At 74.5% G+C, this 12,781-nt stretch carries 6 protein-coding genes; all 6 read left to right on the forward strand.

The features are described from left to right. Positions 1 to 625 precede the first annotated feature (625 nt). Positions 626 to 2,590, forward strand: a complete 1,965-nt coding sequence (locus ACPU2J_RS20780) for a serine/threonine-protein kinase (protein WP_423834989.1) — start codon at positions 626 to 628, stop codon at positions 2,588 to 2,590. 78 nt (positions 2,591 to 2,668) lie between these two features. Further along, on the forward strand, positions 2,669 to 5,341 hold the full coding sequence (locus ACPU2J_RS20785; protein WP_423833795.1) for a protein kinase: 2,673 nt from the start codon (positions 2,669 to 2,671) through the stop codon (positions 5,339 to 5,341). Between the two features lie 125 nt (positions 5,342 to 5,466). After that, positions 5,467 to 7,116: a serine/threonine-protein kinase gene (locus tag ACPU2J_RS20790; protein WP_420079867.1), complete on the forward strand. Its 1,650-nt coding sequence runs from the start codon at positions 5,467 to 5,469 to the stop codon at positions 7,114 to 7,116. A 102-nt stretch (positions 7,117 to 7,218) separates the two neighbouring features. Beyond that, entirely contained in the window at positions 7,219 to 8,850 is a 1,632-nt protein-coding gene (locus ACPU2J_RS20795) for a succinic semialdehyde dehydrogenase (RefSeq protein WP_423833796.1), read from the forward strand. A 10-nt stretch (positions 8,851 to 8,860) separates the two neighbouring features. Then, a complete protein-coding gene (locus ACPU2J_RS20800; protein WP_423833797.1) occupies positions 8,861 to 10,678 on the forward strand; it encodes a GMC family oxidoreductase N-terminal domain-containing protein in 1,818 nt (605 codons plus the stop codon). A 165-nt stretch (positions 10,679 to 10,843) separates the two neighbouring features. Next, positions 10,844 to 12,493, forward strand: coding sequence for an LPXTG cell wall anchor domain-containing protein (locus ACPU2J_RS20805; RefSeq protein ID WP_423833798.1), 1,650 nt, complete (start codon positions 10,844 to 10,846; stop codon positions 12,491 to 12,493). Positions 12,494 to 12,781: the final 288 nt, after the last annotated feature.

A 12,781-nucleotide genomic window follows, 5' to 3' on the forward strand; every position in this document is an offset into this window, starting at 1 on the left:
CCGGGACAAGTCCGCTGCCGCTTCGCCTGCGGCGTCGCCCGAGGGTAAGGATTCGGCCGAGTCCGAGTCCGGGTCCGGGGCTGCGCCCGTGTCCGCGGCGGCTGCTGACGGGGCGAAGCCCGCCTCCGCGAAGCCGCGCCCGGACGAGGCTGCTGCCGCAGAGTCGGGGGACGGGGCGGAGCCCGCGTCCGCGGAGCCCGGTCCGGAGAAGGCCGGGGCCGCGGAGTCCGAGGGCGGGGCGAAGTCCGCGTCCGCGGGGCTGCGGTTGGACAAGTCCGCTGCCGCGGAGGCCCAGGGCGGGGCTGCGCCTGCGTCCGCGGAGCCTGGTCCGGAGAAGACCGGGGCCACCGAGGCCCAGGGCGGGGCTGAGCCTGCGTCCGCCGAGCCCGGCTCGGAGAAGGCTGCCGCCGTGGAGTCCGAGGGCGGGGCGAAGCCCGTGTCCGGGGGGCTGCGGTTGGACAAGTCCGCTGCCGCGGAGCCTGTCTCCGCGAAGTCTCGCTCGGGCAAGGGCGGTGACGAGGCGGCAGGCGTCGAGGAGCGGCCCGCAGCGAAGGCCGCGGCCTCCAAGCCGAAGGCCGTGCCCGGCGGCACCGGGGTCAACCCCGTCGTGGAGAAGGCCGACGCCATGGCCGCCGCCGTGAAGGCCGCGGCCGCCAAGGCCGCCGACGACGGCCAGGACGAGGGCCGGCTGCTGGCCGGCCGCTACCGGCTGCGGTCCGTGCTCGGCAAGGGCGGCATGGGCACCGTGTGGCGGGCCCAGGACGAGACCCTCGGCCGCACCGTCGCCGTCAAGGAACTCCGCTTCGGCAACGGCGTGGACGAGGACGAGAAGCGCCGCCTCATCACCCGTACCCTCCGCGAGGCCAAGGCCATCGCCCGGATCCGCAGCGGCGGCGCCGTCACCGTCTACGACGTCGTCGACGAGGACGGCCGGCCGTGGATCGTCATGGAGCTCATCGAGGGCCCGTCGCTCGCCGAGTTCATCCGGGAGAACGGCCCCCTCACCCCGCACCGCGCCGCCGAGGTCGGCCTCGCCGTGCTCGACGTGCTCCGGGCCGCCCACGGCCAGGGCATCCTGCACCGTGACGTCAAACCCTCCAACGTGCTCATCGCCGGCAACGGCCGTGTCGTCCTGACGGACTTCGGCATCGCCCAGGTCGAGGGCGACCCCTCCGTCACCTCCACCGGCATGCTCGTCGGCGCCCCCTCCTACATCTCCCCCGAGCGCGCCCGCGGCCAGAAGCCCGGCCCGCCGGCCGACATGTGGTCGCTCGGCGGTCTGCTGTACGCGTCCGTCGAGGGAGTCCCCCCGTACGACAAGGGATCGGCCCTCGCGACGCTCACCGCCGTCATGACCGAGCCCGTGGAGCCGCCGAAGAACGCCGGCCCGCTCACCGAGGTCATCTACGGACTGCTCGTCAAGGACCCTGACCGCCGACTCGACGAGGGCCGCGCCCGGGACCTGCTGACGGCCGTCCTCGCCGCGCCCGAGCCCGCACCCGCCCCTCCGGTGGCGGCCGCCGAGGAGACCCGGCAGATCTCCCTCGCGGACGCCAAGGAGGCGGCGGAGAAGGCCACCGCCGAGAAGGCGGCCGAGAAGGCCGCGAAGAAGGAGCGGGACCGGCGGGAACGCGAGCAGCGCGAGCGCGCCCGCGCCGCGCTGAAGGCCGCCCGCAAGGCGGCGTCGGCAGCCCCCGCGGCCGCCGCCACCGCGACGGCCGCCTCGGCCGCCGAGGCGCCCAGGCCCAGGCCGGGCCGCGTCCCCGCACCGCTCACCGACGTCATGCCGCGCCGCACCATCGCGCTCGCCATAGCGGCCTTCGTCGTGGTCCTCGCGGTGGTCGGCTCGCTCATCGTCTACGCCTTCAGCGGCGACGACGACAAGGCCGGGAAGAACGAGGGCAAGGACGGCAAGGCCACCCCGGCCGCGTCCGCCCCGCAGAACCCGGGCGGCGACAAGCCGTCCTCCCCGCAGCCCGCCCCCAACGGCGTCGGGACGGCCGGCAACGCCAACGCCGGCACCGGTACGGGCGACGGCGGCCAGCCGGGCGGCGGTCAGGGCCAGCAGACCCCGGGCGCCGGCCAGGGGCAGGGGCAGGGGAACACGACCGGCGGCGCCGGCGGCGGTGAACTGCCCGCGGGGTACGCCACGGTGCAGGACTTCGCCTTCCGCTTCTCCATGGCGATGCCCGAGGGCTTCACGATGGACGCCATAGCGGGCGAGAACTCCGGGGCCATATACAACCGCGACGGCGGATTCCCGCGGATCCAGGTCGACTACACCGGCACGCCGGGCAACGACGCCCGTCTCGCCTGGAGCAAGGCCGTGAGCGGCGTGGCCGGCAGCAGCAAGGACTACCGGACGATCCGGATCGACGCGGTGGAGTACCGCGGCTATCCGACCGTCGCGGACTGGGAGTTCGAGCGGGAGCAGAAGGGCATCAAGGTCCGCGTCCTCAACCGCGGCTTCAAGGTGGACGCCACCCACGGCTACGCCATCATGATCAGCTGCCCGGCCGACCAGTGGGACGGTCCGGAGTGCACCCAGATCCGCGACGTCGCCTTCCGGACCTTCCAGCCTCTCGGCTGACCCCGGGACGCGGGTGCCCCCGGCGACGTATCGTGTCAGCGGGGCCATGGGGGACCTGCCGCACTCGGGGGAGGCGATGTGGAGGAGTACGCGGGCCGGATACTGGCCGGCCGCTACCGCCTGCCGCTGCCGCCGTCCGACGAGTACGAACTCGTCGAGACCCGCGCGTTCGACACCCGCAGCGGGCAGGAAGTCCTGGTCCGGCAGGTGCCGTTGCCGGAGGTGGTGGACGCCGAGCTGGTCGAGGGGACCCGCGCCGTCCCGGCCGCTCCGGGCCGCGGCCCGGCCGATCTGCCCGCCGTGCGGCGGGCGATCGAGGCGGCTCAGGCGGCGGCCTCGATCCCCGACCATCCGCGGCTCGACCAGGTCTTCGACGTGTTCGCCGAAGGCGGCTCGTTGTGGATAGTGAGCGAACTGGTCCCGGCCAGGCCGCTCGCGGCGCTCATCGCCGACGAACCGCTCAGCCCCTACCGCGCGGCCGAGGTCGCGTCGGACGTGCTGACGGCGCTGCGCGTGCTCCACGCGCACGGCTGGACCCACCGCAACATCACCGTCCGCACGGTGCTGGTGTGCGAGGACGGCAGGGTCGTGCTGACCGGCCTCGCGGCCGGGGCGGCGGAAGAGGCCCTGTGCGGGTACGACCCGCTGCCCGAGTCCGCCGACGCGGAACCCGGCACGGGATGGGGTGCCGCGCCCACGCCCCGGACCCCACGGGCACCGCAGACCCCTCAGGCACCCCGGATCCCGCAGGGACCGCCCGCGCCCCGGGCCGCCTCTGCCGCCGTTCCCCCGGAGCGACCGAGCCCGCCGCCGGGCCCGGACCCCGCGACGGCACCGGACCCCGGCCCCCGGTACGCCCCGCTCGTCGCGCCCGGTTACGACACCGGGCCCCGCTACAACGACCACATCACCCCCGACCGTCCGCAGGAGCGGCCCGACCCGCAGGCCGCGGCCCGGGCCGGGGCCATCGCCGCCTACCGGGCCGGGGCGCAGGCCGCCGCCCGGATCACCGCCCAGCGCAGGGCCGGCGTCGCCCCGGGCCCGGCCGCGCCGGAATCCGGAACCGACGGCGGGACCGGCACGGAGACCGGCGCCGACGCGCAGAACGGTGCCGCCCCGGGCACCGGGCTCGAACCGGCCCAGGCGCCCGAGCGCAGGCCCGCCGGATCGACGGTCCCGCAGGGCTACGCCTACCCGTACGGAGGTCCGGAGGCCGCGGGCACCGGCGCCTGGCACGGTGCGACCCCGCGACGGCCCGCGCTGCCCGAGGCCGGACCGGCACCCCGTCCCGCCCCGGCACGGCTCCCCGCCCCGGAGCAGGCGCCCGAACGGGCCCCGGAGCCGGATTCCCTCCACGCACCGGCCCCGCGACCGGGCGCTTCACCGGCAGCCCCCGTACCGGCCCCGGGCCGCCCCCAGCCGGACCCGGCCGTCCTGCCCGCCCGCATCCCGCTGCCCCAGGGCTACCGGCAGGCCGACGCCGCGGCCGTGCCCGTCCCCGTTCCGGCCGCCGGACCGGCCGAGCCCGCCGCCGGCGCCGGGAACGGCGGCAGCGGGTGGTCCGCCCCGCGGACCGGCCCCCGTACCGGGCTGGACGCCGAACGGGCCCGCCAGACGCGCATGGCCGTCGTCGGTGCGGTCACCGAGCGCTGGGCGCCCGAACAGGCCGGTCCCGTGCACGGCCACTGGCAGCTCGCGGCTCCCGTCGGGCCCGCCACCGACCTCTGGGCGCTGGGCGCGCTGCTCTACCGGGCCGTGCAGGGCCACGCCCCCTACCCGGAGGACAGCGTCGCCGAGCTGGTCGAGATGGTGTGCGCGGAGCCCCCCGCCTTCGCGGAGGACTGCGGTGCGCTGCGCCCCGTGGTGGAGTCGCTGCTGCGCCAGGACCCCACCGAGCGGCCCGACTTCGAGGAGCTGCGCGGCTGGCTGCGCTCGCTCGTCCGGTCCGCGCCGGAGCCCGACGCCGGTCTGGGCGTGCTCCCGATGCCGGAGCCGGACCCGGCGCGCCTGCCCGTGGTCCGCCGCCGCGGCGAGGTCCACGGGCGCCACCGCAACCCCGCGGGCCCCCGCAAGCCGCTCGCCCTGGGCCGGACCCTGCTCCTCGGAGTCCTCGCCCTGCTCGCCGCGGGCGTCGCGTACGCCGTGCTGTTCCTGCCGCGCGCCGATGTGGGCGGGGCCGGGGACGAGCGGCCCGGTGCCGAGGCCCGGCCCTCGCCGTCGGCCACGGCCGGCAGCCCCACCTCCCGGCCGGCGCCGCAGACGACCGCCCCCGCCGCGTCGCAGCCCGCACCCGCGCCCGCTCCGCCCGGCTACACCACCCAGCAGGACCCCGAGCACTTCGAGATCGCCGTGCCCGACGGCTGGGAGCGCCGCGGGATCAACGAGGCCGGCCAGGTCCGGTACACCGACGGGCAGTTCGTGCTGACCGTGGTCCCCGGCCGGGACAAGGTGCAGGGGAATCCGGATCCGGCGGCCTACCAGAAGGACAAGGAGCCGGAGCTGACGCCGTACCGGACGTCCACCTGGTCGACCGTCGGGGAGGTGAAGACGACCACTGTCGGTCAGCAACTGCGGGCCACGGGACGGTACACGTGGATCGACGGGACCGGCCGCAACGTCTACGCCCGCAACTTCGTCGTCGCGCTGGCGGGCAGCTACCACGTCGTCCTCGTCACCGGACCGGAGGACGAACAGTCCAAGGTCACCGAGGTCTTCGAGAAGGCCACGGCGAGTTACAAGGCGGGCGGTTGAACGGATACTGACGACGGATCAGTACGGCGATTGCGTCACAGTGCCGTCTTTCGGCGCCCCGGCGGTTCCAGCAGCCCCCGTGGGCTCCGTAATCTGGCCTGAAGTGCAGAGAGCGGCGGGAATTCGTGGAACAGCAGACAGGTGGGGGCGCCGTGCTGGCGGGCCGGTACCGGCTCGTCGAGCCGATCGGCCGGGGCGGCATGGGCAAGGTGTGGCGCGCGCATGACGAGCTGCTCCACAGGACCGTTGCCGTCAAGGAACTGACGGCGGGTCTGTACGTCGCGCAGGCCGACCGGGACGTCATGCACGCCCGGACCCAGAAGGAGGCGCGGGCCGCGGCCCGCATCCAGCACCCGGCGGTCGTCACCGTCCACGACGTGCTGGAGCACGACGACCGGCCGTGGATCGTCATGGAGTACATCGACGGGCCCTCCCTCGCGGAGGCGGCCAAGGCGGCCGGGCGGATCGAACCCCGCGAGGCGGCCCGGATCGGGCTGCACGTGCTGGGCGCGCTGCGCGCCGCGCACGCGGTCGGCGTACTGCACCGGGACGTGAAGCCCGGCAACGTGCTGCTGGCCAAGGACGGACGGGTGCTGCTCACGGACTTCGGCATCGCCGCCATCGAGGGCGACTCCTCGATCACCCGGACGGGTGAGATCGTCGGTTCCATCGACTACCTGGCGCCCGAGCGGGTGACCGGCGGGATCCCGGATCCGTCCTCGGACCTGTGGTCGCTGGGCGCGACCCTGTACACGGCGGTCGAGGCGCGCTCCCCGTTCCGCCGTACCTCGCCCATCTCCAGCCTGCAGGCCGTGGTGAACGAGGAGCCGCCGGCGCTGCGCCAGTCCGGGGTGCTCGGCCCGGTGATCACGGCCCTGCTGCGCAAGGACCCGATGCAGCGCCCCTCGGCCGAGGAGGCCGAGCGGATGCTGCTGGAGGCGATGGAGGGGCGCGAGCCGAAGGCGGCGCAGGCGTTCGTGCCGACGCGCGCCGTCCGCTCCGAGGAGCTCGCTCCGGCGCAGGACAGACCCGAGGAAACGTCCCCTCCGGTGGAGCCCACCGCCTCGCAGACGGCCCCGATGCCGGAGTCGGCTCCCCGCCCGGCCGGGCCCGTGACCGTGCCCGCGGTGGCGGCGGACCCGGCCCGCGGCTGGAAGGGGCGGGCCGTGGCCGTGGCCCTGGTGGCGGCGCTGGTCGGCGGCGGCGGAGTGTTCGCCGTGCTCAAGTACACCGGTGACGCGGGCTCCGGCTCGGACCGGGCGGTGAGCGCACCGGACGGGCAGGGCGACGACGACGGGAAGCCGAAGGCGGCTACCCCGCCGGCCGGCTGGCAGAAGGTCACCGACCCCACCGGCTTCACCCTCTTCGTCCCGGACGGCTGGACCCGTCAGATGGACGGCGACCAGATCGACTACACCCCGGACAACGGCAAGCACTTCATCCGGATCGCCGCCGATCCCACCCCCGACTTCCGGGATCCGTACGCGCACGTCCTCGACCTGGAACAGCAGGTGCAGAAGCGGACGGACTACAAGCGGCTGAAGCTCAACCAGAACACCTTCCGGGACAGCACCCGGTCCGCGATCTGGGAGTTCACCTGGACGGAGAAGGGCACGCACGCCGGTCCCCGGCGGGCGAAGGAGCAGATGTACATCGCGCCGGACGGCACCGAGTACGCGATCTACATGTCGGGTCCCGTGGCCGGCTGGGCGACGACCAGCCAGCAGTTCGACGTCGTGCTGAGCGGCTGGGAGCCGCCCGCGAAGACGGGCTGACCGGGCCGGCGCCGCCATTCCGCCAGTGTTCACTGGCGGAAAAGGGAAAATCCGGTTACCGGCGGGTACCCAAAGCCTGCCGGGCGCAATACGCTCACCGGCATGACGGACTCGCAGGCCCCCGCCGCCCCCCTCCGGACCGCACCGCAGCCCACCAACCCGGTCGCCCCGGCACCGGCCGGTGCCCGCACCGCCGCCGACGTGGTGACCCCCGACCTGGTCGCCCGGCTGACCCGCGGGGTGATCGGCTCCGGTCGCACCGCCAACCACACCCCCTTCACCGGGGACCGGCTGGCGGAGCTCCCCGAGGCCACCCCCGCGGACGTGGCGGAGGCCTTCGAGCGTGCCCGCGCCGCCCAGCCCGCCTGGGCGGCGGTCCCGGTCCGCAAGCGGGCGGCGGTCATGCTCCGCTTCCACGACCTGGTGCTGGCCCGGCAGGCCGAGATCCTCGACCTGATCCAGCTGGAGACCGGCAAGGCCCGCCTGCACGCCCACGAGGAGGTCCAGGCGGTCGCCGTCTCGGCCCGCCACTACGGCCGCAAGGCCCCCTCGTACCTGCGTCCCAAGGGCCACACGGGCGCCATGCCCACCCTCACGAAGGTCACCGAGCTGCGCCAGCCGCGCGGGGTCGTCGGCCAGATCGCGCCCTGGAACTACCCCCTGGAGCTGTCGGTCGGCGACGCCCTGCCGGCCTTCGTCGCGGGCAACGCGCTGGTCATGAAGCCCGACACCGAGACCGCGCTGACCGCCCTGTGGGCCCGCGACCTGCTGATCGAGGCCGGACTGCCCGCCGAGGTGTTCCAGATCGTGCTCGGCGAGGGCCCCGTCGTCGGCCCCGAGGTGGTCCGCCACGCCGACTACGTCTCCTTCACCGGCTCCACCCGCACCGGCCGGGAGGTCGCCCAGGGTGCGGCGGCCCGCCTCGTCGGGGTCTCCCTCGAACTCGGCGGCAAGAACGCCATGCTCGTGCTGCACGACGCCGACGTGGAGAAGGCCGCCGCGGGCGCCGTCCGTGCCTGCTTCTCCTCCGCCGGGCAGCTGTGCATCTCCATCGAGCGGCTCTACGTCCACGCCTCGATCGCCGACGCCTTCGTCGAGCGGTTCGCGGCCCGCACCCGGGCCATGCGGCTCGGGGCCTCCCTCTCCTACGGCGCCGACATGGGCTCGCTGGTCGGCGAGCGCCAGCTCGAGACCGTGCAGCGGCACGTGGACGAGGCCGTCGCCAAGGGCGCCACCCTCGTCGCCGGCGGCACCGCCCGCCCCGACATAGGCCCGCTGTTCTACGAGCCCACGATCCTCGACGGCGTCGAGGCGCCGATGGCGGTGTGCGGCGAGGAGACCTTCGGCCCGGTCGTGTCGATCTACCGCTTCACCGACGAGGAGCAGGCGATCGCCGAGGCCAACGCCACCGCCTACGGCCTGAACTCGAGCGTCTGGACCAGGGACGCCCGCCGCGGTCACTCCGTCGCCGCCCGGCTGCGGACCGGCACCGTCAACATCAACGAGGGCTACGCCCCCGCCTACGGCAGTGCCCAGGCGCCCATGGGCGGCATGAAGGACTCCGGCCTCGGTCGGCGGCACGGCTCCGAGGGCATCCTCAAGTACACCGAGGCGCAGACCGTCGCCCACCAGCGGCTGGTCCCGATGGCGCCCTCGCTGGGCATGGACGACGAGAAGTACGCGGCGTTCATGACCCGCAGCCTCAAGGTCATGAAGGCTCTCCGACTGCGCTGAGGAGGTATCCGTGTCGCACGACGTGTCGGACGACGAGGCCTACGACTACGACGTCATCGTCGTCGGGTCGGGCTTCGGCGGGGCGGTCTCGGCCCTGCGCCTCACCGAGAAGGGGTACCGGGTCGGTGTCCTGGAGGCGGGGCGCCGCTTCACGCGCGAGAGCCTGCCGAAGAACAGCTGGGACCTGCGCAACTACCTGTGGGCGCCGGCGCTCGGCCTGTACGGGATCCAGCGGATCCACCTGCTCGGCAACGTGATGGTGCTCGCCGGCGCGGGCGTGGGCGGCGGCTCGCTCAACTACGCCAACACCCTGTACGTGCCGCCGGACGCCTTCTTCCAGGACCGGCAGTGGGCGTCCGTCACCGACTGGCGGGAGGAGCTCGCCCCGTACTACGACCAGGCCAGGCGCATGCTCGGGGTGCGGCTGAACCCGACCATGACCCCCTCGGACGTCCATCTGAAGGCCGCGGCCGCGCGGATGGGCGTGGAGGACTCCTTCCACATGGCCCCGGTCGGCGTCTTCTTCGGCGACGGGGACGACGCCGGGGGCGAGGTCCGGGCCCGGCCCGGCGAGGAGGTCGCCGACCCGTACTTCGGGGGCGCCGGACCGGCCCGCAGGGCGTGCACCGAGTGCGGCGAGTGCATGACGGGCTGCCGGCACGGGGCGAAGAACACCCTGAACGAGAACTACCTGCACCTCGCCGAGAAGGCCGGCGCGGTGATCCACCCCATGACGACCGTCACCGCCCTGTCGGAGCACCCGGACGGCGGCCACCGCGTCCGCACCGTGCCCACCGACGGCCGCCGCCGCGGGAAGGCGAAGGTGCTGCGGGCCCGGCACGTCGTCCTCGCCGCCGGCACGTACGGCACGCAGACCCTGCTGCACACCATGAAGGACCGCGGCGAGCTGCCGCGCCTGTCCGAGCGGCTCGGCGCGCTGACCCGTACCAACTCCGAGGGCATCGTGGGCGCCCAGACCGACGACCGCCGCTACCGCAGGCGCCGCGGGGCGGGCCCCGGCGGGCAGGAGCGGGCCGACTTCACCCGCGGCGTGGCGATCACCTCCTCCGTGCACCCCAACGCCGACACCCACATCGAGCCGGTCCGCTACGGCAAGGGCTCCAACGCCATGGGGTTCATGACCGTCCTCCAGGTCCCCTACGGCGCCCACCGGGTCCGCGGCTGGCTGGCCAGGACCGCGAGGCACCCGCTGCAGCTGGCCCGTTCGCTGTCGAACCGGCGCTGGTCGGAGCGGACCATCATCGGCCTGGTGATGCAGTCCCTGGACAACTCGCTGACGACGTACCGCAAGCCGGGCGGCATCGGCAAGGGGCTGCTCACCGCCCGCCAGGGCCACGGCGCCCCGAACCCGGTGCAGATCGCGGAGGCCACGCGGGCGGCGACCCTGCTGGCCGAGGAGATCAACGGCTTCCCCGGCAGCAACGTCGGCGAGCTCATGGGGACCCCGCTCACCGCGCACTTCCTCGGCGGCTGCCCGATCGGGGCGTCGGCGGAGGAGGGCGTGGTGGACCCGTACCACCGGCTGTACGGGCACCCGGGCATCTCGGTGGTGGACGGCGCGGCCGTCTCGGCGAACCTCGGGGTCAACCCGTCGCTGACGATCACCGCGCAGGCGGAGCGGGCGATGTCGTACTGGCCGAACAAGGGGGAGCGGGACCCGCGTCCCGTGCAGGGGGCGGGGTACGTCCGCCTGGACGCGGTGGAACCGGTTCGTCCGGCGGTGCCGAAGGAGGCCTTCGGCGCACTGCGGCTGCCGTTCCTCGCGGTGCCGGAGGTCCCCCCGCGGCATGCGGAGCCGACCGGCTGACAGCGGCGGGTACCGCGCTCCCCCTCCGAGCGCGGTACCCGCCGCGGTACATACGTGACAGATGTTCAGCCTTGATGGTTGTACCGGAATCCGCCAGGCCGGGCTGTGGTGTCGATCACACGGCGAAGTGTGCAACTGCGACCGGCGCTGGGCCGTCAACGCTGTATGAGAAAGCGCATCTCCTTGCTGGCTGCCTGCGGCCTCGTCGCCCTGGGGCTCGCCGCCGCTCCCGCGCACGCCGCGGACCCCGTCTTCACCCTGGCCGGACCGGCCGAGACCGGACTGCGCCCGCACCCGGGCCAGGGCGCCGAACCGCAGAAGACCTCGGTCGAGTTCCGCCTGGTCAACGAATCGGCGGCGGCGTTCGACCGGGAGAGCACCTTCACGATCGACCTCGCGCCCCTCAAGGGCGTCGCCGACGTCGCGCTCGGCGAGCACCAGGGCTCGGACTGCGCGCTCACCGCGGCCACCGTCACCTGCAAGCGCCCGGCGCTGTGGCGGGGCGAGACCACGGTCGTGGACCTGGACCTCAGCGCGGCCAAGGGCAGCACGGTCGGCGCGACCGCGGCCCTGACACTGACCGGCACGGCGCAGGGAGCCACCTTCAGGCCGGTGACCACCACGGTGCGGGTCGGCGGCCCCGACCTGGTGATGGAGCGCGCCCGGCTCACGACGGAGCAGAAGCCGGGCGACAAGCAGGCGCTGTCGGTCGTCTTCGCGAACGAGGGCACGCAGTCCGTCCACGGCGTCGTGCTGGAGATCCGCACCACCCACGGCATCGGCCTGGTCGAGCAGTACGACAACTGCTCCTACTCCGAGGACCCGGTCCAGGACCAGCCGTGGAACGCCGGCTGGAGCACCGTGCAGTGCCTGCTGGAGGGCGAGTACCTGGCCGGGGCCGTGTACGGCCTCGACGGTTCGCTGACCCTGAAGGCGGCCCCGCACGCCTTCATCGACTCGCTGACGTACGCGGTCTACGCGAGCGGCCACCAGCCGAAGACGGAGAAGACGCGCAAGCCGGCCGGCGGCAGGATGCTGACCACGCAGGCCCGCCCGGCCAAGGCCGGGGCGCGGTCGGTGGACCTCGACCCGTGGAACAACCTCCAGGAGTTCGACTTCAGGACCAGGAACAGCGCCGACCTCGTGGCCGGTGCGCTGTCCCTCGGCGGCAAGGTCGGCGACACGGTCAAGGCCGACCTCGGCTTCCGCAACAACGGCCCGGCGTGGGTGGCCTACCTGCGTTCCGGCGAGTCCGTCGCCCGCACGGACTTCGTCGTCCCGCCCGGTGCGCGGGTCACCAAGGTGCCGGCGGGCTGCCGCGGGGTCAACGCCGACGGCAGCACCCGCGAGCAGAGCCTGGGCGCCCCGCGCTACTTCTGCTCCACCGGCCATGTGGTGGGGGAGAAGGAGAAGGTCGGCTACCCGTTCGAGCTGAAGATCGAGGAGGCGGTGACGGACGCCGCGGGCTCGGTCTCGGTGGGCCAGTGGACGCCGCAGGGCACCCGGGGTCAGGAGTGGGACCCGAACCACTCCAACGACAAGGCGCAGGTCGTGATCAACGGCAAGACCGGTCCCACGCCGACCGCGACCGCGACGGCGACCCCGACCGCCACGGTCTCCGCGTCGCCCAGCGCCTCCGCCTCGACGGCCGCGGCCACGCCCACCGCCTCCTCCTCCGGCACCGGGCAGGGCGGCGACCTGGCCTCCACCGGCTCCTCGGTCGGACCGCTGGCGCTCGGCGGCGCGGTGCTGCTGGTGGCCGCCGGCGGCGGGCTCGTGCTGGCCTTCCGCCGCAGGAACGGCAGCCACGCCTGACGGTGTACGGGGCGTGCGCACGCGCCCCGTACGCGGTGGCAGAACGCAGAACGCAGAACGCAGAACGCAGAACGGCCGGCCCGGGGCGTCCCCGGGGCCGGCCGTCCTTACGGGGTGACCGGGCTGCTGTCCCCTGCCGTCCGGTCACGCGAGGGAGCGAGGTCCCACGACGCGCGCGCCACGAGGGGCGTGCGTCTCATCGCTCCGGCGGAGCCACGCGTGGTGTTGCGGTCCCGCGGCTGGCTGTCGCGGACATCCTCACCAACGAAGGGCCCCGGGGCCGGTCAC

Origin of the sequence: Streptomyces manipurensis (genome assembly GCF_049570255.1) — a bacterium.
In the GTDB taxonomy this organism is placed as follows: domain Bacteria; phylum Actinomycetota; class Actinomycetes; order Streptomycetales; family Streptomycetaceae; genus Streptomyces; species Streptomyces manipurensis.